Consider the following 20835-nt stretch of genomic DNA (forward strand, 5'->3'; position numbering starts at 1 on the left):
CAGCATGCTGCGCAAGGGTTGTACTCCTGAAACATTGCGTGTTTGGTATTTAAAGCATATGGATCAACTAAATCCTGCCAAAGTACAACAGATATCTGACCAAGAAAAAATGAAGCAAATGGAACGTGAAATTAAAGAATTAAAACGTGCCAATGAAATTCTACGTAAAGCAGCCGCTTTTTTCGCCCAGGCGGAGCTCGACCGCCCACACAAATAATGGTGGATTTTATCCAGAACAATAAAGATCGATATGGTGTTGAAGCGATTTGTAGAATTTTACCGATTGCAGCTTCGACCTATTATCGGGCTTTAGATCTCGTTGATAACCCAGAACATCGAGCGAAACGTGCTCTGCATGATTTACATCATGCAGAGCAAATCAAACGTATTTGGAAAGAAAGTTTAGGTCGATATGGTGTGCGTAAGGTCTGGCAACAATTGAAACGTGAAGGTTACGTAAGCGTCCGCTGAACCCCATGCCTATTTTTTAATTTGAGTTGGATTTCCAGCGATGTGGCAGTAATTCTTCTATTTGGGTCGCTTTATGCGTCGGCAGCCTTTTCAGCACATCACTTAAATAGGCATATGGATCCAAGCCATTCAGCTTTGCTGACTGGATTAAAGTCATGATATTGGCAGCTCGTTGGCCGCTGCGCAGCGAGCCAGCAAACAGCCAGTTCTTACGTCCCAATGCCCAGGGGCGCATCTGATTCTCAACCGAATGTTAGCGGCAGTGTAAAAATGACCCCCTAACGGCATTTAAAAACTGACCCCCTTGGTGACATATTCAGCTCCTACAAAATTCAATAGTAGCTGAAGATCGACTTAATGCGACAGAACAGAAATATTGCCTCAAATAATTAAGGTTCGGTTACTAGGTCTGTAAAACAAACCCATTGCAGAATAGTGTTTAACTATCACTGATTTTTGTTGCTTAATACAGATTTTAACAGTGGTTACTTTTTTGGTTACTACAATGTGGAATATCACAATAATATTTATAAAAAACATATATATAAATATTTATGTGATGCGTAATATACGCATCACATAATAATGCTTATTTTTGATATAATTAAAATAATGGGGATCATTATGCTAGTTTATAAAAATTTATGAGTCTTACGGAAACACAAGTACGAAAGTCATATCCAAAAGAAAAAATTTACTTTTTAGCTGATGATGATGGTTTAAGCTTAAAAGTCGATCCTAATGGAAAAAAGTCTTGGAGTTATCGATATTCAGTTTCAGAAACGGGTAAAAGACCACGAGTCACTCTAGGTACATATCCTGAGATGAATCTCAAAGAGGCTAGAGTGGCCAGAGACTCCTATAAGGCAACTAAATTTTCTACACAAAATTTAGTTCAGGAGAAAATTCAAACTTTTAAAGTTGTTTGTGAAGAATGGTTAGAGTTTAAAACAAATAATTCATTTAAAGATCAACCACGTGGTGGTGTAATCCAATTGGCGAATGCATGTTTAATAAATGACATTTATCCCGTTATTGGTGATATAGATTTTAGCAAAATTAAAAGAACTGATTTAGTTAAGGTAATTAAGCAGATTGAAAATAGGGGAGTTAAGGAACCTGTAAAAAAAGCGTATAGCTATTTAAATCAAATCTATGATTTTGCAGTTGCAATGGGATACTGTGATTATAATCAAGCTTATGGTCTCAATAAAATATTATTGAAAGGGAAATTAAAGAAAAATTATCCCTATTTAAAAGATGAAGAAATTTCTAATTTTATTCTTAGAATAACTCAACTAAATACAGATCCGATTATAAAAAAAGCAATCCTATTTAAATTATATACTGGAGTCAGGGGGGCAGAGTTATTGTCTGCAGAACCTCATCATTTTGATTTTGACAACAAAATCTGGAAAATACCTGCTTTACATATCAAGCAATATCGTCGAAAAGTGATAGCAGGTTATGATATTCCAGATTTTTTAGTCCCGTTATCATCGCAAGCGGTGAGCATTGTTAGATCTGCACTAGAGTGGTCACAAGGCGATCGTTATGTTTTTGCCAGCCCAAAAATTAAAGATAAGCCATTGCATTTTAACACAATAAATTCAGCCATTCGTAAGATGGGATACAAAACAAATGAGCTATCCTCACACGGTTTAAGATCAACATTCAGTACTATTTTAAATGATTCTGGCTTATTTCAAGATAGTTGGATTGAGGCTCAGCTTTCACATGTAGATAAGAATAAAACACGTGCTAGTTATAACCATGCAGATTATATTCAACAAAGAGCTGATATGATGCAGTGGTGGGGTGACTATTTAGAAAATAAATCAAAATCTAGTTTATAGGTAATTTAAATTAAACTATTTTGATTTAATAATAAATTTTAAACCAAATGCATTTAACAACTTATTTATAGAATCTAATGTTGGATTACTATCAGGTTGCTCCATTTTCTGTAAAGTCTGTGGTGCTATTTTAGTAATTTTACTCATTTCATTTAATGTTAAATGTAGTTCTTTTCTAATGTATGATGCAATCTGGTAAATTTGCCACTCAGGATTGTTATTTATATTTTCTAAGACTTGTAAGCGTTTATTCATTTGCTCGATTGCCGTCATAGGTTTATAACGTTTATCCATTAGAAAGCTCCTGAATCTGTTGGCATATATTCAATATACGATGATGACTATTTTGTAGAATCTCATCATCTATATTTATTTTTTTCATTTCATCGAGCAAATTTTCATACAGTGGCAATTGTTGAATCATTGTATGTTTAATTTCAGTTGAATCTATTCCTGTACATTCTTCTATTTGCGTTATGACAGATCCCCATATAGGCATTCCTCCATGGTCATCTTTTTCCCAACGTGTAGTACGTGCAATTCCGTCAGGATGAAGCCACATTGGTGCAAAATCGAAGAGGGGTGTTAATTGAATTGTGCCGTCATTTAAACGTTGAATTGCGGTATTACGGGTATGATTATCTTTATTTCCTAATGCAACATTAGCGATATCTCGTTTCAAATATTCAAAAATTTCAGCTTTTGGTGATGAGCAACATTCCATGATCAATGTACAGATTTGATTATGTGTCATTTTAACGCCGAAGCCAGCTTTACCACTTAAAGAGGCTAGGCTTTCTTGTGCAACTCTTTCGACTTTACCATTGATAATTTGGCGATCAAAACGTGGAATAAATAGCGTTCTCTGGTGAAGTTCCAAGTCCTTGAACACTCTTAGACCTAAATACCGAGCTATTTTCATGTAAATTGCTTCATGTAACAGTATTTTTTCCAGTTTTTGATCATTTCCACGACTAAATTTAACTAGCCAATGCTTTGCTGCTAGTTCATCTGGAAGACTGTGATCTAAATAAAACAGACCATCATATCCCTGTGTTAGTAATAGTTTAGGCCATTCACCTTGAACACCTGAAGAACCAGCAACAAATAAGCCATATGATGCAAGTGACTCAATGAAATCTTCTTTCCTTTCAATTATTTCGCTTAGGCTAAATCCACGAGGTTTCACTGTCGGAAAATGATCTTGAAGCCAGTCATAAGCTTCTTTAATTCGTAGATTACCAATAGGATTACCTGCCCCAGATTTCAGTAGGGGCCAATCAGCTTGTTCTTCTGCATTAATTGAAAAACCCAGCTGATTTAAAAGCTCCTTTCGCCCATAACCTTGAGGTAGCAAGTCCATGAGAAATGCTGGCCATTGGTTTTCTAAGTTGTTTTGTACATTGACTGGAAATTGGAATGATAGAGCATGACCATCTCTTAAATCCATATGTTCAATAGCATATTCAAATAAGTATGACGTTCGTGTAGATGCTCTCCAGCCCTGCTCTTGATTAGCAATTAATTCAACGATAGCGCAATCTTGCCATTCGTTATTTTGAAAAATTTGAAGTGTGCAATATTGATTCATATATGTATTAAAATAAAATATTAGTGTCTATTTTAAGTAGTATTTTTTTATTATAGTAGATATATGTTGAATATAATACTGTGATCTTGAATTATTTAGGTTGACTAAAAGCAATCGTATTAAGAGAGCTATAAAATTTTTCATATCTTTCATGGCTTTGTGTCATAAATATTTAAAAGCTGATTCCCTAAGCCATTCAAATTTAAGTGGCACCTTGGGTGTGAGGTCTACCTAATTCCGTAAATTTATTCAGTACGGCTATACGGGCATATATTTCATTTACTTGACTTAAAAAATGACTGGCTAACAACTTATCGCCTAAAACCCCAACCTTGGCAAGGTCACCGAGATTTTTTACATCAAATGACACTAATTGTAAGTATTTGATTTAATCTTAAGTATTTGGGTTTTTATTGGGAAAAATTTTGAACAATTTAGATCATTTAATGTTGTTCTGGTCACTTCATATTGGAAATTTTAGTTTATAAAAGTCACCTATATTTTAATGATGATTTTAATAAGAAATAATAAAAGTATATCATTTAATGTAGTGCTTCTATTCATTATGAAAATATACTTTTTTCAATCATCCATTGGATGATAATACTTAAGTTTTAAAATTTTAGATTAAAATTTTTCCGTGATATATACGTTTGAAGTGGTATCTCAATCGTTATTCCCTGGGGGGAAGGCATTGGAAAATATACTGGTAGATTAGTCCTACTTTTATTGGTTCTTCCCTCTTCATTAAACGTTCTATAAAAAGTATTCGTTCTAGCCTTTCAATATCATCACTAATTTTGTCCAAGTTGTTTCCCCGAATATATTCCAAGACCCTCTTTGTGTTCGGATTCGGCTGCATCGATTCAAGTACTGCCTGCGGTGTTAGAGGCATGTGATTTAGAACCGAACTTCTCAAACCTCCGAGGCTACGTGCTTTAGCTAAAGCATACTCACTTCGTTTTCGCAGGTAAAAGGAATACAATTCAGGGATGTTGGCAAAGTTAGGGGAACCGATTCTCAAAATATCTTCTATTGTCTGAGGATTTTGTTCTGCCAACTTTTTGATTGCCGCTGGGAGAGATGTGTCGCGTTTCCCGCTCTTGGTGCGATCGCTTTCGATCCTGAGTTGGTTTAGGGCATCTGCTGCAAGGGAATTGGCCACGGTTTCAATACATATCTCCATGTCTTGGCATGTGCTTGGGTCTGTTCCTTCGGCCACCCAATTCCCGTTTACCTTACACAAGGGGTTCAGCAACGTTAGTCTAATGCATAAAGCTGCCACCAGTTTATACTGTTGTGCTGTGGCAACAATTTGAAGACCAGATGGATTGTTTTCATTCGCTTCCAACTCGGCAAATGAGGTCGGAGCGAATGTGCCGGTAACCTTGTCTTTCATGTACCCGTTTAACGCGGTGAAATGTGTGATTGAGGCAATTTGGCTGTACTTCAATATCTTCATGCTTGGAGAGTCTGTATCTTTCGTTCGATCTTTCAGAAAAGGAGCAATCAATTCACAGTCAGCGAAATTGGTTAATTTTTCAATACAAACATCTAGGCATTTTATTAGCCTTCGAATTTTAGCCGGCTGGTGGAACAATATGTTTGCATAAAGCTCCGATAGGTATCCAGCGTATTCTTCACTAAATTGAAAATCTTTTCTCGGGTAATACACCCTGAGGTCTGTGGACCAAACATCATTCTCTTCTGCCAACTGACGAATGAAGCTGGGGCTCGCTTTGTGCAAATGAGCAAGTAAATAAATGCACTTCAGCATATCGTTGTGGTGTGGCTTATCAGCGTCAGTCTCTTTGTCTTTCTTTATGTACACCTGTTTCCAGCCTTGCTTTTTTTTAGTAGTGCCGAGAATCGGATTTAAATATTTATTCAGTGCTGATCCATTGAAGTTTTTCCAAAAGCCTATTCCTGAATCAAGATCGTCCAGACACTTAAGCTCATTCTGCAAACCAACGAAAGTCAGTGCCGAACCAGTAGTTGAAGGCTTTAGGAAATCATAGTCTGATAGTTGCTCAAAAAATTCAGATGGCTGATTGAGTAAATGAACCTCATATGGGAGAAGATAACCTTCTCCATTATCTATGGGTGTGTAGTTGCCTGCATGCCGTCTGCGGAGTGTATCTTTGTTTGTAATTACCAGCTTTTCCTTGATATTTTTTTTCACAAAAACCTCGCTTATTAATTTTTTCGGCTTTTTGGCGAATGATCGACAAGTAATCTAATCATGTCGATTGAGGGCACTATTTCGCATCACCTTAACCGCTCCTCAACATGGCAACCTAATGAAATTTTTAACTAATGCAAGGAAATAGGATATGTCAAAAGAAAAGACCAATGTTCAGAAAGTTATCGATAAAGCTGCTGATACAGCAACGGATAGTATCGAAGCTATTATGCCAGCCACTACCAAAGCTGGCGGTGTAGTGAACCGTGTCGCATCACTTCATAAAGCAGGTGTAGATCATGAAGTGATCGCTCTTCACATGACAAAAAACTCTGCGCGAGGAAACAAGTACGAGAAAGAGGAAATTCCAACGCTCGTGAAGATCTACGAAGACTGTAAGACCCGAGTTCCACTTAGCGCAAAGTCGGCGAGGAAACTGGTACAAGATCAGGAAAAAAACGGTAGTCAGCAAAAAAGAGACCCCAACCTTTGCAAGAGTCACCGACATAAAATACACTAAATAACATAATTGGTATTTTAATAAACTCTATATATAACAGTTATATAGAGTTTTTATTTTGTGTGGTGTAATTTAAGGTAGGGTGGGGTACTTTGATTTTTGGTCACTAATTTATTGTGATAATCAACAATAATAACCAACATTAATATGCTTAATCTAAGAGTGTTTTACTGACTGGTATAATTTTATGATGAGAGGGGTGTTGCCTGAGGCTACGGTTTCTGTTTGGCCTTTTGGCGTAAGACGTATAAATATAGCCTTTCTACTTTCTTATCTAAAAATTCATCTTTGTTGTACTTTGATTGATAATCTAAGCCGCTAAACTTTTATTCATCATCTTCCGCAAACATTGTTTCAATTTCATCCCACTGCGGAAATTTATACTTCTTTTTATCCACTTCAAATTGCAGGCCTACTGCATTAAGTACACATTCAAATGTGCTAAATGAGCCTGTAAAGTGGCCATTTTCTATTTCTGAAATCGTTGTTTTATTGATGTTCGTTTTTTCTGAAAGATTTTTCTGTGTATAGCCCAGAGCTTTTCTTGCCAAACGTATTTCTTTACCTATTTCTTCTCTTGTAGCCATATCAATTTTAACCTTAGAAATTTATTTGCTATATAGCGAACTTTTTATAAATTATGGCAAATATTCGCTATATAGCAAACTTTTTATAGTGATTTTTGAATATTATTGAATTAATAAGGTTCGATTTTGCCTTAAATTATTTGAATGGAGCTCATATGTGTATAGTATTTTCAATACTTTTTAGAATTAGGCTAACCTGTCTCTTGATGCAAAATCAATAATTACTTGGACATCTATTCTTGTTTTATCTGGACATTTTTTTCTGCTTTAGGGTTAAATGAAACTACACAAAGATGTGGAACTTTGATTAAAGAATAGGCGTGGAACGTGAAAAATCACAAAAAAGCCGTTCCAGTGCGCTGAACCCTGGAACGGCTTTGACTAAGATATTGATTATTATAGGAAAATTTAAAGAATTTCGTATAACGTGTATTATGTTAATTTTAGGGAAATTAAAGAGTAGAAATGAACTTAAATCTAAATAATAAAAAATTTGTAAATGCTAAAAATACATCTAATGGAGAAGTATCTCACGAGACTATTTTTAATTATTACCAAGTAGGTGAGCGTATAGAAGCTACCTATTCTGGTGGCAGTATTACCAATGGACATTTACTAGGTTTCATGACTTCTGAAAAAACTTTCACGATGGCATACCACCACATCAATGAGATGAATGAATTACGTATAGGTGAATGTAATACTGAGATTGAGATCCAAGCCAATGGAAAAATTAAGTTAATTGAAAACTGGCAATGGCGTAATGGAGACTGTTCTACAGGCGAATCAATACTTGTTGAAATGTAAGGTAGAAATAAATAAAGCCCTGATCTTAGATCGGGGCTTCGTAATTAATTTTAGAGAAAGTTAAAAACATGAGAAAAGAGTTAAGAGAAATATTTATTCATGGATGTAATGAGAAAATTGAGAAGAAAGGAGATAGCGTAGGTTTATCTTTCTATGCCTTTTTCAAGAATAAAAATGATAATCCTGAGCTTTTAATGGAAGCAGCTAATTGGTGGATCATGCAACATAAATTAGATCATTTCGAAAAAGCTGTAAAAATTAAAGCTCTTGTTTTAAGTGAATCTTCGCTTAACTTAACATAATGGCTGTTATACGAAATAAAAAAAACCTAGGCCAGTGCCTAGGTTTTAATTTTTGAAAAATACATAAAAATTAAGGATATAGTCTCAAACTTTCAACTTCGTATAATCCGTATTATGTTAATTATAGACTTTCTAAATAATTAAATTTGTAAGACTTAGAAAACGCATTCAATAGAGCTTGAATCGATCCGGTTGCAATATCAGTATCAATTGCAATTCCCCAAAATGTATTTCCTTTATAGTCTATACAACGAATATAACTAATAGACCGGCTACCACTATGCTTACCCAAAGTATGTTCTGAATATTCAGCGATAGTCATTTTAAAAGGCCATTTCATATTTAAAGCATTGACTGATGCAGATAACAACCCATTTCCACAGCCTACAAGATTGATAATCTCACCTTTTAACTCAATAGATATTTTAACTTCATAAACATCATCTTTTTTACTTGATTGATAATGTGCAAGTTTAAAATTACTTTCATTAGAGCTGATTCCATATTCTTTTCTAAATACTGTCCAAATTTCAGCATGAGATAACTCTTTTTTATTGTTATCTGTCACCTTTTGCACGATTTGGCTAAAATCTTTTTGTAAGTTTAGGGGTAAATCTATGCCATGATTTTGCTGCAATATCCAAGCGGCACCACTTTTACCAGATTGACTATTTACACGAATTACAGCCTCATAACTGCATCCTAAATCAGCTGGATCTATAGGCAGATATGGAACTTCCCAAAATGAATGATCTTGAGTATTTCTTGCTTTAAAACCTTTTTTAATTGCATCCTGATGACTACCTGAAAAAGCTGTAAATACTAATTCGCCTACATAAGGATGCCGTGGGTGAATCGGAAGTTCATTACATTCTTTCACGATCTCTGCCACTTTCTTGATGTCAGAAAAATCAAGTTCAGGATAAATGCCTTGTGTGTACATATTCAAAGCAATATTCACAAGATCAACGTTTCCTGTACGTTCACCATTACCAAATAGACAGCCCTCAACACGGTCTGCACCTGCAAGCAATGCTAATTCAGCAGTTGCAACGCCTGTCCCCCTATCATTATGGGGGTGCACACTGATACAAACCTGTTCTCGTTTAGTGAAATTTTTACAAAAATATTCAATCTGATCAGCAAAAATGTTTGGTGTACTTACTTCAACGGTAGTGGGCAAATTAATAATCATTGGATTATTAGGACTTGGAGCCCAAACTTCAGCTACGGCTTCACAAATTTCTAACGCAAACTCAATTTCGGTAAAGCAAAAAGTCTCCGGAGAATATTCATAAGTCCATTTGGTTTCTGGATATTGCTCACATAGAGATTTCACCTGTTTTGTTGAAGCAACAGCTAGTTCAATAACTTCCTGTTTAGACTTTTGAAAGACAATTCTGCGGAATACTTCTGCCGTGGCATTGTAAACATGAACAATCGCTTGCTTTGCTCCCATCAGGGACTCAAAGGTTCTTTCAATTAGGTCTGGTCGGGCTTGAGTCATAACCTGGATACAAACATCATTTGGAATCTGATCATGTTCGATTAGGTAACGAACAAAATTAAAATCAGTTTCCGATGCCGCAGGGAACGCAACCTCAATTTGTTTGAATCCACATTCAACAAGCATTTGGAAAAATTTAAGTTTCCTATCGTGATCCATAGGATTGGCCAATGCCTGATTACCGTCTCTTAAATCAGTAGAACACCAAACAGGAGGGTGAGTATTTTTTTTACCTGGCCATGTTCTATCAGTAAAATCAAAAAAATCGAATGGACGATATTTGTTTTGAGGATGAGTTAACATGATGTGCTCCTATGACTTTAATCACATCATCATGAATCATCATTTCTTGTCTTTCTTTCGATTCAAAGACAAATACTATTGAGAATAAGACATTATTTATATCGATTTTCTCTTTATATATTCAGTGGGTGTCATTCCCATTTGTCTTTTAAACATGTAGGAAAAAGCACTAGGACTTTCATATCCTAAATCTAAAGCAATATTTAATATCGGCTTTCTCATTTCCAAATCAGTTAAGGCTTGCAGTAATTTTGCTTGCTTCAGCCATACACTAAAATTCATATTGAGTTCTTTCTGGAAAAGCCTTGAAAGTGTTTTAGAGCTTAAAGCATGCTGTTCGGCAACCATCTCTAAGTAGTTGGTTGCGGAGAGATCTGCTTTGATGTTTTCACAAATTTCTTTGAGTATCTCTGACTTTGCTTCCGGCAACCGAAATGGAATTTCTTCTAAAAAGCGTAACTCATCTAATATGAGTTCCAGAAGCCGTTCGTTTCTAGTGTGAGGTAAAATTTCTTCTTTTATCTGTACAGCCTGATTAATAAGTTCTGACAGAAGTTTTGGAATAGCAACAACACTACATTGCGTATTGAAATCAGCACGGGCAAAGGGATCAACAAATATTCCTCGAGCCTCAACATTACCAAATATCTTGATTGAATGTCTTTTGTTTTCAGGTATCCAAATACCTTTAGATGGAGGGATGACCCATATTCCTTCTGATGTTCGAACATGAATGACTCCAGAAAGAGTATGTAGTAACTGGATTCTGTCATGTTGATGAGTGCCTTCTACATACCCATCACTATACGACTGTGCATAAGCATAAACGGGATAATTAAGCTGACCATGAGAATAATGCACTATGAGTATCTCTTAAGCTTGAAGAACTATTTTATATGATTGATAAAGAATAAATCATTAAAGATAATTCCCATTTAACATAATGGCTGTTATACGAAGTCGACTTGTAATGCAATTTGCATTACAGTATTCCCAGTACATTAAACAATTGGGAGATATGATGGCTACTGTTAACTTCAGGGTCGATGAAGCCCTTAAAGAAAAGTCCTATTCCATCCTTAAAGAGCAAGGTATTGCACCTACTGATTTCTTTACCAGTATTCTTGAGTATGTTGCTACGACCGGAAAGCTACCAGTCAAAAAAGCTTTGCTTTCAGAAGAAGATGAAGAGCTATTAGCTCTTGTCCGTAAACGCATTAATGATCCTAAGGAGATGTTTGAGGAAGTCACATTAGATGACTTATAAGCTTTTACGTCACAAGGATTTCACAGCAGAATGGGAAAAACTTCCTATTGCTATAAGAGATCAATTTAAGAAGAAACTGGCCAAAGTTATAGAACAACCACATATTCCAAAGAATATGCTTAGAGGCGATCTTGCAGGTTGCTATAAAATCAAATTATTAAAAGCAGGTGTCCGACTTGTCTATCAAGTTAAAGATGATCAGGTAGTGATCCTGCTAATCACAGTCGGGAAACGAGCTGATAGCATAGTTTATGACGAAGCTAAAAAGCGCATTAATGACTAAAAATGGGAGCTTAAAGCTCCCATTTTTGATTTCGTATAAGGTGTATTATGTCAATTTTCGGAAGTCTTATCATTTGAATGAAGCATCTTTATAAAATCAGGGCAGGATAAGTGTTCTTCATGAGGACAAAATTTCAGATGTTTTAGGAGAACTTGGGATTTTTTTAAATTCTCAATTTCTTTTTCAATTTGTTCAATTTTCTCGTCAATAAGACTTCTATCTATATTAATTTTACTATGATAAATAAAAACTTCACCAATTTCGCTTAATGATAACCCACTTTTTTTTAATAACTTAATCAATAAAAGTGTTTCTACTGTATGTTCTGAATATTGTCTTCTTAGACCTTTTCTTCCAATAGAATTGATTAAGCCCTTTGATTCATAAAATCTGATAGTTGCAGTTGATACACCAGTTTGTAAAGATAAGATACCTATATCGATTTCTTGCATAACAACTCTTGACTTAAAGTTTACTTTAAGTAGGAGACTATATAACAACTAAGCAAATTAGATTGTGTATATTAATATGTTACTTATCGTTCAAAGCATCTTCATTGGATTTTTTTCAACAGTCTTTATGGATGTTATCGCATGGATTTTAGAAAAATTATTTAAAATTAAGCCTCTTAATTATGCACTCATTGGTCGATGGTTTTTATATTGGAAAGAGAGAAAATTTACTCATAAAACTATTGTCCATAGTTCACCTAGATTAGGAGAAAGTAAGTGGGGATGGGGAATCCATTATTTAACAGGAATAATCTGGGTGATTTTCTATTTAATATTGAATGAAGTCTATTTGTTTAATAGTTCTTTTATAAGCATCTTAATTTTCTCTCTTTGTACAACATTAGTGCCTTTCATAATTATACAACCTGCTCTAGGATTTGGATTTTTTGCTAAAAAAACACCAAATCAACTAATAAGCATTAGAAATAGTTTATTAGCACATATAGCTTTTGGAGCTGGGCTGTACCTGTCTCTTAACCTATCAATATCTTAATTTAACATAATGGCTGTTATAAGAAATGAAAAAGCCTAGACTTCGGTCTAGGCTTTAAATTTTAAAAAATACATAAAAATTAAGGCTATAGTCTCAATTTTTTAACTTCGTATAACGTGTATTAAGAGGTGGTCCCACTTGTTTGAACAACTAAAAGCTTATTTATAAGTGATATTCTGCTCTAGTTAAGCTACCTTATTTTGTTGTGGTAGCTGGTCATAGTAAAACTCATCTGGAGTCATTTTGTCCAGACTCGAATGAGGTCGTTTCAAATTATAAAATTCAAAATATGCACTCAATTGCTTTTTCGCATCGGTGACACTGCTATAAGCTTTGAGATACACCTCTTCATATTTAACGCTTCTCCATAACCGTTCAACCATCACATTATCAATCCATCGACCTTTACCATCCATACTGATTTGAATGCCATTTGATTTCAATACATCAATAAATGCATCACTGGTGAACTGACTGCCCTGGTCTGTATTAAATATTTCAGGTGATCCATATTTTTCAATCGCTTCATTTAAAGCCGAAATACAAAAATCCACCTCCATACTAATCGATACCCTATGCGCAAGTACCTTGCGGCTATGCCAATCAATCACAGCACATAAATAAACAAAGCCTTTTGCCATAGGGATATATGTTATATCCGTACACCACACTTGATTACTGCGCTGAATAGCCAATCCTTTGAGCAGATATGGATATTTACGGTGAGCTTGATTGGCCTGACTTAGATTTGGTTTACGATATAACGCATTAATGCCCATTTTCTTCATTAAAGTACGTGTATGACGTCGTCCTATATGATGTCCTTGACGATTCAATAAATCACGCATCATACGGCTACCTGCAAAAGGGTATTGCATATGTAACTCATCCATACAGCGCATCAGCTTCAGATCTGATTCACTCACAGGTTTTGGGCGATAGTAATAACAACCACGGGAGACTTTCAGCAGCTTAGCTTGCTTAGATACTGAAATCTGAAGTGAGTCATCGATTAACTTTTGTGGTTGAAGCGACCCAGTTTCTTCAACACACCTTCTAAAAAATCAATTTCTAATGCCTGCTCACCGATTTTTGCATGTAGTTTTTTTAGATCGATGGGTGGTTCTGTTGGAGCTTTTGATTGATCGAAAGCTTGCGAGGAAGCTGAAATCAGTTGATTTTTCCAGTCAATAATTTGGTTTTGATGAACATCAAATTCAGCACTCAATTCAGCAAGTGTTTTTTCTGCTTTAATCGCAGCAAGTGCTACCTTAGCTTTAAAGTCATTTGAATGATTTCTTCTTGGTCTACGTGTCATAAAATACTCCATATATTGATGTTTATAACATCATTTGGGGAGCAAAATATCACTTATAAGTGTTGTTCAAATTTCCTGATCCACCTCTTTTCTCGCACATTTGGCGAACTTCTGATTGAAGTGTTCAATAAAGCAGGGTAGCCAGGCATTGGCTTCGGCAATCGAACTGATGCCTTCCAGACGCATCTCCTTGATCAGACGATCCTGAAGTGTCCTGTTGGCACGTTCCACACGACCTTTGGCCTGTGGTGAGTTGGCAAAGATAATATCAATGTTTAACTCATTCAGAATCCGGCCAAATTGCGTGATCTGGCTGTCCTGACTGGATTTCTGGTTCACTCTGAATACCGAATGTTTGTCACTATAAAAGGCCAGCGGCTTGCCGTATTGCTCAATGTAGGCTCTGGTGGAAAGCATATAGTCAAAGGTGGTTTCAGCCTCACAAAAGCGCAGATGCAACAGCTTTCCAGTCGCGTCATCGATATAAACCAGCAAACAGCATTTGGCGGCTCGTCCTTCAAACCAGTCATGATATGAACCATCAATCTGGATCAACTCACCGAAGCAATCCCGGTTATATCGAGGCTGATATGGCCGTTTCAGACGCTTGGATCGAGGAATCCAGAGATCATTGGCAGTCATCCAGCGACGAAGCGTTTCTACAGGAATATTCAGGTCAAACATGCTGATGAGCTTCTCATGCGCCAAGGTTGGGCCAAAGCCCAGCAAATGTTCAGAAATAAGGGAAAGGCATTCAGACTTTACGGCTTCATCATGGCGACGATGACCCGGTTGACCACGACTGGCATGTGCCAGACCTGAAACACCGTCTTGATTGAGTTTCTGCAATAACCGGGTAATTTGACGAGTGGAAAGATTCAGGATTTCAGCAGCACGGACCTGGGTAATACGATGATCTCGAACGTCTTGCAGAACTGCAAGCCGTTGAATTTCTTTGTCAGACATAGTGATCAGCATCTATATTTATATCCAGTCCATGGTGATAAAAACCATCATAAACTAGACATTTTTATTGGTGAGAATACAGACACTTTAAATGGTTTCTAACAGAATCATTTCGTATAATATAGATTATGTTAAATAAAGTATGCGAGAAAATAACTTCATATATGTTACATAATGCTCCTGCCCGAAATAAAGTAATAAACTTTAGTAAGCTCAAACGTTCTATACTTATTATACTGATGGAGCTTATGACACCAAGCAATGCCGTCAGGTCATTGCAGATCGGCAAGGGCATGCGGTGATTCCACCTAGAAAAAATGCGAAACCATGGAAAGATATAAAGACTAGTTCGCTTGAGCGAAATGAATTACTTCGAACAGTTAATCTTGCGAAGCAGTGCTTCTCAGGCAGGACATTATGGAAAAAATGGTCAGGTTATCATAGTCGAAGTTTGGTCGAAACCAAGCTAGATTGCATCAAGTTATTATGCGATAAACTCAGTCCCATAAATTTTGACAGCCAAGTCATTGAGATTCATGCTCGCATAGCAGTCTTAAATAAATTTACGGAATTAGGCCAACCTCATACCCGAGTTGTCACTTAAATTTGAGTAGATCAGGGTAAATTTAACTTTTAAATCTTTGTACAACAAAGCCAGTGAGTGCTAAAAAACTGTTTGTAAAAAACATCTACAAAGTTCAGTATTAAATATTTATTAATTGATCGATATGAAAATTTATTAGTTTTTCTTTGTCTAGTACAGATTGCTTACAACTATTTGAATTTAGAAGCAGAGCAATACCGTAGGTAATACTCCAAATATAAGAAAAATACTCACTGACTGAGAATACACTTTTTCTAAATTTTAGATGCGACATTGCAATGCTTCGAATTGCCAAAATCCTTTTTTCACGTATCACATATAGTTCTTGAAATAATGCTTTCAGATTTTTTTCTTTATTGGTGATTCTTTCTTCCAAATGGTGGAATTTAATTGTTCGTAGGGCATCATCCAAATGAAATTTCATATATTTAGACAAATAGTTATGCATATCCCCATCATGTTGCATGGAGATTTCTAGCAATCTTTTTTCATTTTTTATCAATATTTCAAGATATAACTGATTTTTGCTTTTAATATATTTATATACAGTACCTTTTGCCATATTCACTTGTTCGGCAAGATCTGAAATCACAAGTTCGTGTTCATTATCAATGATGATTTGTTCTGCTACCTCTAAAATATAATGAATATTGATCAAATGTTTTTGCTGTTTATCTAAATTCATCATGAATAAACCACAATATTTTTATAGGAATTCTTTTCAGCAATTGTATATTGCAAGCTCATTGATATATCTACCCTGCCATAAATTAGATATAAGCCTCAAACTTATAAGATTTATGGCAAGATGGATTATTTAATGAATAAAAAACCTACTAGAAATCATAAATTGCTGTGAAATTAAGTCGGTTATCTATTCCTGTCTTGTCGTTGAAGGTTTTTCGCTCACCATACATATATTCCAGACCGAAATTGACTGGTTTCACTGGGTTATAGAATATGTTAATCCAGCCCTCTTTTAACTCAGCATTTTGGGTTTCATCATTATGTACAAGACGAGAGAAAGCATTGTTATCATCAGCTTTCATATAACCAAAACCTAATGTCGAACGGATTTTAGGTGTGAGTTTTTGAGTTAAACCTACAGTAATCGCATCAAACTGATTAGCGCGCATTTTATTATTATCATCAAACACATATGCCATATTTGACCAAAGTAGATTTTTGGTATCGCCTTTTATGTGGTTATAGTCAACACGAACAAGTGTATTTTCTGTAGCTTGATATTTACCACCTAGCCCAACACCCCATGCCAAGAAATCATCATCTCCTGCATGGTTTGTCGCTTTTTGCGTGACAAAAGTACGCCCTGAAATGGCTGAACCATTATCAAACTTATAATTAATACGCCCCGTCGCTGACGGCAGTTTTAATTTTGCATCTGGGTCTGTTGTAAAATTCTGAGTACCTGTACGCGTTACCGTTTCTGCTTTAGAGTCCTCTAAGCTAAATGCCAAATTTAAATTTGGATTTACAGGAACCGAATATTTAATTTGTGGTACACGAGTCAGTGAGCCACCCACAGAAAGTGATGCATCCACCGTTTCTGGATAATATTCAACAGCGTTAAAGTTTGACCAAGTTTGACCCAATAACCATTGATCATAAGTCATATAAGCATGACGTATACGGAAGGTATCGCGACCCGCGCCACCAAAAAAGTCCATTTCCACTTTGCCACCCACAGCATGATTACCTAGCTGTGGTGTTTTAAAATTAAAGCCGAAACGCGTGGCATTTAATGTACTTTGGAATTTGTCTGAATTTTTACGCTCATCAGCAGAGCCTTCAAGAGGTACTGCACTAATCAGGTTATACATGGTGCTTGGACCTTTCATTTGATAACTCATGTCCGCACGAACATTACCGTACAATTCAAACTCAGCGCCACCTTTTGTCGTATGTTGTAGTACAGGTGACGGTACCTTTTGTGGTGTGACACTTTCAACCACTACTGGTGCAGTTGCTATTTTCTGCTCATTTAATTTTTGATCATAAACTTTTTGCTGTTGCTGTACTAACTCTTGCAAGGCTTGAACCTGTTGCTGCAATTGATCAACTTGCTGTTGCAAACTCAACTCTGCATGTGTCATTGATGTCAAAACCAACATTGACAATGTGAGTGTGCTTTTAGCAAAAAACTGTACATTTTTTTTCATGGTAAAAATCCTTTTTTTCCCCAAATGATTAATTTCAAATACCCACGTTTTCAGTCTGAAAAAAGCTATTGATAAACTCACTACAATTATTTATCGAATGGCAATGTTCGGGTTTTTCCATACATCTTTTTAAGTATTAATTCGCCAATAATTCACGAATTTTGAATTTTTGAATTTTGCCTGATGGCGTCATTGGAAGCTCACCCCAAACTTCTAAACGTTCTGGTAAATATTGATTGGCCAATTTGTGCGTCTTCAAAAATTCCAACAGTGCTGGCAATGTCAGCTCATACTCTGGATTTTTCAATTTCACAACTGCACAAGCTTTTTCACCCATACGTTCATCTGGATATGGCACCAAAGCAACAGTTGCAATCTCAGGATGTAAATAAATTAATGATTCCACTTCAGCGACTGGGATATTCTCCCCACCACGGATAATGACGTCTTTTTTACGACCTGCAATGCGGATATAACCTTGCTCATCCTGATAGGCAATATCACCTGTATCAAACCAATCCTCTGCATTGGTTTCATTCAGATGTGGACGTTTTAAATATCCGCCAAAATTTGAACAGCAACGAATCATCAGTGTGCCAGAATGCATAGGTGCAAGTGTTTCACCGTCATCACCAACAATTTTCACTTCAACTCCGGGCAATGGCAGACCATCGGTATTGAATGAGCGTTCGTCATCATCTTCTGGACAGGTCATGGTCACAGCACCGCACTCAGTCATACCCCAAGCAGATATAACCTTAACCCCCATGTTTTGACGCGCTTTTTGTACCAAAGTACTTGGAATTGGCGCTCCAGCACATAAAAATAATTTCAAGCTATCAAGTGATTGATGAGACTCCATTACCGCTTCAGAAAGATCATTTAGAAATGGCGTAGAAGCCATAGTAAATGTCGCTTGGTGCTTATGAATCAAGTCAATCGCAACATTGACGTCCCAAACATCCAAGAGCACGGCTTTTGCTTTCAGCAGTACAGGCATAATTAAGCCATACATAAAGCCGGTCTGATGAGCCATTGGCGAACCCATTAAGATCACATCATCTTTATCCAAATGCAGACGTTTCGCATAAGGCACAATATTGGAAAATAAAGTATTTGCCGTATGCATTACACCTTTTGGTTCACCTGTTGTGCCTGAGGTAAAGACTAATTGAGCAATATCATCTGCAGAAATCGTGACGTCATTCAGTGTATTGAGAATTTGCGGATCTTTGTCTAAACCATGATTGAGCAGTAGTTTTTCAAAGCTGTTTTCACCTTCTCCACCAATGACAACAACGTGCTCAAGGCTTGGTATATTACTTTGTAGCTGATTGGCTAATTTTTCATAATCAAATTTACGGAAGATTTTAGGCACAATAAAAACTTTGCTTTCTGTATGTTTCAACATAAAAGAAAGTTCGCGCTCTCTAAAAATCGGCATTAGTGGATTAAGTACAGCGCCAATACGTCGGCAAGCAATATACAGCAGTGTAAATTCCCACCAGTTTGGCAATTGGCAAGAAACGATATCTTGCTTTTGCACACCTAGGCGCTTTAGCCCCAAAGCAATACGATTGGCTGTATGCAGCATTTCACGATAAGTAAAGCTGGTTTCAGACTGATTTTCCGTTTTATAGCTCACCAAACCAATTTTATCTGGATGCTGGTGTACTGCTTCATTTAATGATTGCAAGATGGTTTTATTTAACCAATAACCTGCTTGAATCATTTTTTCCCTGCGAGGGGGTAAAAGAACCGCATCGAAATCCATTCCGTAACTCCAATTTATAATTATCCAACCGTTTTACTTCAAACTATTTAACTGCAAGCTTTATGACTGCCATTTTCTTTCAAACGTTGTCTAATAGCTAAAAATTAACTTAGCTAATAGACATGTAGCGCCTTTTCGATCTGCTTTATGCAGGAACAGCCTTTCGACCCGCTTTATGGCGCGCAATAATGGTTTTCATAATTTGTGCTGTACCATCACCAATTTGGAAACCGAGTACATCTCGCATACGTTGCTCCATTACACCGCGGTCATAACCTGCATGACCAAAGGTCAATAAACATTGATGCACAACGTCATAGGCTAATTTTGGCCCCCACCATTTACACATGCCAGCTTCTGACGTATGCGGTAAATGATTGTCTTTAAGCCACAAGGTTTGTAGGCAAAGTAAACGCGCTGCTTCTACTTGGGTTTCATAGTCTGCCAATGGGTGAGAAACACCTTGAAACGCTGTTAAAGGCTTACCAAAAGCTTCACGCTGTGCCGCATATTCCCAAGCCTCGTCCAAAGACACACGAGCGACTGCAAGTACTTGCAAACCAATCAATGCACGGGAAAAATCAAAGCCTTGCATCACTTGAACGAAGCCTTTATTTTCCTCACCTAAACGGTGATTAACAGGTACACGTACGTTGTCAAAGAAAATAGAACCTCGTCCAATGGCACGCTGCCCATGACAGTCAAAACGTGTTGTTGTAATACCTGGTAAATCCATAGGCACTAAAACTGCTGTTACTCCATGTGCACCAGATTCAATCGTACCAGTACGACCAAAGATGACGGATGCATCTGCTTGATCAGCCGCCGAAATGGAGGTCTTTTCACCATTTAATACGTATTCATCGCCATCACGTTCTATTTTCAAACGCAGATTTCCTGCATCTGAACCGCCACGAGGCTCAGTTAACCCAATGGCAAAAATAGCTTCGCCTGCTGTCAATTTACGCAACCAAGGCTCAACTACTTCAGGATCACCATGTTCCGCCAAGATTTGACCATTTAAGGAAGCAAGCAAATTGATGTATGAAAAACTTAAATCTGCTTTGGCAACGGCTTCATGAATTACACCTGCCGCCAAACATCCCATGCCTTGACCACCATATTGCTCTGGTAGCTCTGGAGCAATAAAGCCCATTTCACCCATTTTTTTGACTAGATCACGATCAAAAATTCGGCTTTGATCACGTTCTAAAAACCCCGGTGCAATATATTTTTGCGCAAATTTTTCCGCAGTTTCGGCTAAGAATTCTAAATCTTCAGTGATGTAAGGATTTTTACTCATAGCGTGTTC

The 20835-nt window shown here is 36.6% G+C and carries 19 protein-coding genes, 5 pseudogenes and 1 other annotated feature; of the genes and pseudogenes, 9 read left to right on the top strand and 15 right to left on the bottom strand.

Features of this window, described 5'->3' with window-relative positions; genetic code table 11:
* Nucleotides 1-468 (top strand): annotated as a pseudogene (locus tag D9K81_RS12425) (IS3 family transposase); the annotation flags it as partial.
* Nucleotides 175-291 (top strand) — a sequence feature (AL1L pseudoknot). Its footprint overlaps the pseudogene before it by 117 nt.
* Nucleotides 469-487: 19 nt before the next feature.
* On the opposite strand, the pseudogene D9K81_RS12430 reads toward D9K81_RS12425, so the two are convergent.
* A pseudogene (locus D9K81_RS12430) lies at nucleotides 488-718 on the bottom strand (transposase domain-containing protein); the annotation flags it as partial.
* 397 nt (nucleotides 719-1115) lie between these two features.
* On the opposite strand from D9K81_RS12430, the gene D9K81_RS12435 reads away from it, so the two are divergent.
* Nucleotides 1116-2327, top strand: coding sequence for a tyrosine-type recombinase/integrase (locus D9K81_RS12435; RefSeq protein WP_121523296.1), 1212 nt, complete (start codon nucleotides 1116-1118; stop codon nucleotides 2325-2327).
* Nucleotides 2328-2342: 15 nt separating this feature from the next.
* On the opposite strand, the gene D9K81_RS12440 is transcribed toward D9K81_RS12435, so the two are convergent.
* The 4 genes and pseudogenes from D9K81_RS12440 to D9K81_RS12450 form a co-directional block, all read right to left on the bottom strand.
* Nucleotides 2343-2621 (bottom strand): helix-turn-helix domain-containing protein, encoded by a 279-nt coding sequence (locus D9K81_RS12440; RefSeq protein WP_004871362.1) that lies wholly within the window; start codon nucleotides 2619-2621, stop codon nucleotides 2343-2345.
* Nucleotides 2614-3918: a type II toxin-antitoxin system HipA family toxin gene (locus D9K81_RS12445; RefSeq protein WP_121523298.1), complete on the bottom strand. Its 1305-nt coding sequence runs from the start codon at nucleotides 3916-3918 to the stop codon at nucleotides 2614-2616. Before D9K81_RS12445 ends, D9K81_RS12440 begins: the two co-directional genes overlap by 8 nt.
* Before the next feature lie 202 nt (nucleotides 3919-4120).
* A pseudogene (locus D9K81_RS18585) lies at nucleotides 4121-4249 on the bottom strand (IS5/IS1182 family transposase); the annotation flags it as partial.
* 342 nt (nucleotides 4250-4591) lie between these two features.
* Nucleotides 4592-6100: a hypothetical protein gene (locus D9K81_RS12450; protein WP_121523300.1), complete on the bottom strand. Its 1509-nt coding sequence runs from the start codon at nucleotides 6098-6100 to the stop codon at nucleotides 4592-4594.
* A 151-nt stretch (nucleotides 6101-6251) separates the two neighbouring features.
* Between D9K81_RS12450 and D9K81_RS12455 the strand changes: the two genes are divergently transcribed.
* Complete coding sequence (locus D9K81_RS12455) at nucleotides 6252-6620, top strand: hypothetical protein (RefSeq protein ID WP_121523302.1); 369 nt, start codon at nucleotides 6252-6254, stop codon at nucleotides 6618-6620.
* A 326-nt stretch (nucleotides 6621-6946) separates the two neighbouring features.
* Here the strand turns inward: D9K81_RS12455 and D9K81_RS12460 are convergent, their stop codons facing one another.
* Complete coding sequence (locus tag D9K81_RS12460) at nucleotides 6947-7207, bottom strand: helix-turn-helix domain-containing protein (RefSeq protein WP_121523304.1); 261 nt, start codon at nucleotides 7205-7207, stop codon at nucleotides 6947-6949.
* A 465-nt stretch (nucleotides 7208-7672) separates the two neighbouring features.
* Here D9K81_RS12460 and D9K81_RS12465 point away from each other — a divergent pair, with 465 nt between their 5' ends.
* Together D9K81_RS12465 and D9K81_RS12470 are read left to right on the top strand one after the other, a co-directional pair.
* Nucleotides 7673-8014, top strand: a complete 342-nt coding sequence (locus tag D9K81_RS12465; RefSeq protein ID WP_104472901.1) for a hypothetical protein — start codon at nucleotides 7673-7675, stop codon at nucleotides 8012-8014.
* Between the two features lie 68 nt (nucleotides 8015-8082).
* Nucleotides 8083-8316, top strand: a complete 234-nt coding sequence (locus D9K81_RS12470) for a DUF6500 family protein (RefSeq protein ID WP_111885980.1) — start codon at nucleotides 8083-8085, stop codon at nucleotides 8314-8316.
* A gap of 121 nt (nucleotides 8317-8437) precedes the next feature.
* Here D9K81_RS12470 and leuA read toward each other — a convergent pair whose 3' ends face one another.
* Nucleotides 8438-10126 carry a 2-isopropylmalate synthase gene (leuA, locus tag D9K81_RS12475; RefSeq protein WP_121523306.1) on the bottom strand — a complete coding sequence of 563 codons (1689 nt, stop codon included), beginning with the start codon at nucleotides 10124-10126 and terminating at the stop codon, nucleotides 8438-8440.
* 96 nt (nucleotides 10127-10222) lie between these two features.
* Complete coding sequence (locus tag D9K81_RS12480) at nucleotides 10223-10987, bottom strand: AraC family transcriptional regulator (protein WP_121523308.1); 765 nt, start codon at nucleotides 10985-10987, stop codon at nucleotides 10223-10225.
* A gap of 160 nt (nucleotides 10988-11147) precedes the next feature.
* Between D9K81_RS12480 and D9K81_RS12485 the strand changes: the two genes are divergently transcribed.
* Nucleotides 11148-11393 (top strand): type II toxin-antitoxin system RelB/DinJ family antitoxin, encoded by a 246-nt coding sequence (locus tag D9K81_RS12485; protein ID WP_000246756.1) that lies wholly within the window; start codon nucleotides 11148-11150, stop codon nucleotides 11391-11393.
* The gene (locus D9K81_RS12490) at nucleotides 11383-11676 is read left to right on the top strand and encodes a type II toxin-antitoxin system RelE family toxin (protein WP_121523310.1); all 294 of its coding nucleotides are present in this window, start codon (nucleotides 11383-11385) and stop codon (nucleotides 11674-11676) included. Before D9K81_RS12485 ends, D9K81_RS12490 begins: the two co-directional genes overlap by 11 nt.
* Nucleotides 11677-11726: 50 nt before the next feature.
* Here D9K81_RS12490 and D9K81_RS12495 read toward each other — a convergent pair whose 3' ends face one another.
* Nucleotides 11727-12128, bottom strand: coding sequence for a MerR family transcriptional regulator (locus D9K81_RS12495; protein WP_121523312.1), 402 nt, complete (start codon nucleotides 12126-12128; stop codon nucleotides 11727-11729).
* Nucleotides 12129-12204: 76 nt separating this feature from the next.
* Here D9K81_RS12495 and D9K81_RS12500 point away from each other — a divergent pair, with 76 nt between their 5' ends.
* Nucleotides 12205-12681 (top strand): DUF2938 family protein, encoded by a 477-nt coding sequence (locus D9K81_RS12500; protein ID WP_121523314.1) that lies wholly within the window; start codon nucleotides 12205-12207, stop codon nucleotides 12679-12681.
* A 185-nt stretch (nucleotides 12682-12866) separates the two neighbouring features.
* On the opposite strand, the gene D9K81_RS12505 is transcribed toward D9K81_RS12500, so the two are convergent.
* Nucleotides 12867-13999 (bottom strand): IS3 family transposase gene (locus D9K81_RS12505; protein ID WP_228198511.1). Its coding sequence is split into 2 segments (ribosomal slippage): nucleotides 12867-13747 and nucleotides 13747-13999, totalling 1134 coding nucleotides; the frame shifts between segments, so codons are not numbered across the junction.
* A 90-nt stretch (nucleotides 14000-14089) separates the two neighbouring features.
* Nucleotides 14090-14977, bottom strand: a pseudogene (locus tag D9K81_RS12510) (ISNCY family transposase); the annotation flags it as partial.
* Nucleotides 14978-15197: 220 nt separating this feature from the next.
* On the opposite strand from D9K81_RS12510, the pseudogene D9K81_RS12515 reads away from it, so the two are divergent.
* Nucleotides 15198-15569: pseudogene (locus D9K81_RS12515) on the top strand (transposase); the annotation flags it as partial.
* Between the two features lie 100 nt (nucleotides 15570-15669).
* Here the strand turns inward: D9K81_RS12515 and D9K81_RS12520 are convergent.
* From D9K81_RS12520 to aliB, 4 genes are all read right to left on the bottom strand, one after another.
* Nucleotides 15670-16257 (bottom strand): TetR/AcrR family transcriptional regulator, encoded by a 588-nt coding sequence (locus tag D9K81_RS12520; RefSeq protein WP_235831043.1) that lies wholly within the window; start codon nucleotides 16255-16257, stop codon nucleotides 15670-15672.
* Nucleotides 16258-16405: 148 nt separating this feature from the next.
* Nucleotides 16406-17749 carry a DcaP family trimeric outer membrane transporter gene (locus D9K81_RS12525; protein WP_121523316.1) on the bottom strand — a complete coding sequence of 448 codons (1344 nt, stop codon included), beginning with the start codon at nucleotides 17747-17749 and terminating at the stop codon, nucleotides 16406-16408.
* A gap of 136 nt (nucleotides 17750-17885) precedes the next feature.
* Nucleotides 17886-19523 carry a cyclohexanecarboxylate-CoA ligase gene (gene aliA, locus D9K81_RS12530; RefSeq protein WP_121523318.1) on the bottom strand — a complete coding sequence of 546 codons (1638 nt, stop codon included), beginning with the start codon at nucleotides 19521-19523 and terminating at the stop codon, nucleotides 17886-17888.
* 145 nt (nucleotides 19524-19668) lie between these two features.
* Nucleotides 19669-20826, bottom strand: coding sequence for a cyclohexanecarboxyl-CoA dehydrogenase (aliB, locus tag D9K81_RS12535; protein WP_121523320.1), 1158 nt, complete (start codon nucleotides 20824-20826; stop codon nucleotides 19669-19671).
* Nucleotides 20827-20835: the final 9 nt, after the last annotated feature.

It is taken from the genome of Acinetobacter chengduensis (assembly GCF_003664645.1).
Lineage (GTDB): Bacteria > Pseudomonadota > Gammaproteobacteria > Pseudomonadales > Moraxellaceae > Acinetobacter > Acinetobacter chengduensis.

Bases quoted from the DNA above. Each gene is read 5' to 3' on its own strand.
- D9K81_RS12525 (WP_121523316.1), bottom strand. From the start codon at position 17,749: ATGAAAAAAAATGTACAGTTTTTTGCTAAAAGCACACTCACATTGTCA.
- D9K81_RS12465 (WP_104472901.1), top strand. From the start codon at position 7,673: ATGAACTTAAATCTAAATAATAAAAAATTTGTAAATGCTAAAAATACA.
- D9K81_RS12495 (WP_121523312.1), bottom strand. From the start codon at position 12,128: ATGCAAGAAATCGATATAGGTATCTTATCTTTACAAACTGGTGTATCA.
- D9K81_RS12470 (WP_111885980.1), top strand. From the start codon at position 8,083: ATGAGAAAAGAGTTAAGAGAAATATTTATTCATGGATGTAATGAGAAA.
- aliA (WP_121523318.1), bottom strand. From the start codon at position 19,523: ATGGATTTCGATGCGGTTCTTTTACCCCCTCGCAGGGAAAAAATGATT.
- aliB (WP_121523320.1), bottom strand. From the start codon at position 20,826: ATGAGTAAAAATCCTTACATCACTGAAGATTTAGAATTCTTAGCCGAA.
- D9K81_RS12455 (WP_121523302.1), top strand. From the start codon at position 6,252: ATGTCAAAAGAAAAGACCAATGTTCAGAAAGTTATCGATAAAGCTGCT.
- D9K81_RS12485 (WP_000246756.1), top strand. From the start codon at position 11,148: ATGGCTACTGTTAACTTCAGGGTCGATGAAGCCCTTAAAGAAAAGTCC.
- D9K81_RS12435 (WP_121523296.1), top strand. From the start codon at position 1,116: ATGAGTCTTACGGAAACACAAGTACGAAAGTCATATCCAAAAGAAAAA.
- D9K81_RS12460 (WP_121523304.1), bottom strand. From the start codon at position 7,207: ATGGCTACAAGAGAAGAAATAGGTAAAGAAATACGTTTGGCAAGAAAA.
- D9K81_RS12490 (WP_121523310.1), top strand. From the start codon at position 11,383: ATGACTTATAAGCTTTTACGTCACAAGGATTTCACAGCAGAATGGGAA.
- D9K81_RS12520 (WP_235831043.1), bottom strand. From the start codon at position 16,257: ATGATGAATTTAGATAAACAGCAAAAACATTTGATCAATATTCATTAT.
- leuA (WP_121523306.1), bottom strand. From the start codon at position 10,126: ATGTTAACTCATCCTCAAAACAAATATCGTCCATTCGATTTTTTTGAT.
- D9K81_RS12500 (WP_121523314.1), top strand. From the start codon at position 12,205: ATGTTACTTATCGTTCAAAGCATCTTCATTGGATTTTTTTCAACAGTC.
- D9K81_RS12445 (WP_121523298.1), bottom strand. From the start codon at position 3,918: ATGAATCAATATTGCACACTTCAAATTTTTCAAAATAACGAATGGCAA.
- D9K81_RS12440 (WP_004871362.1), bottom strand. From the start codon at position 2,621: ATGGATAAACGTTATAAACCTATGACGGCAATCGAGCAAATGAATAAA.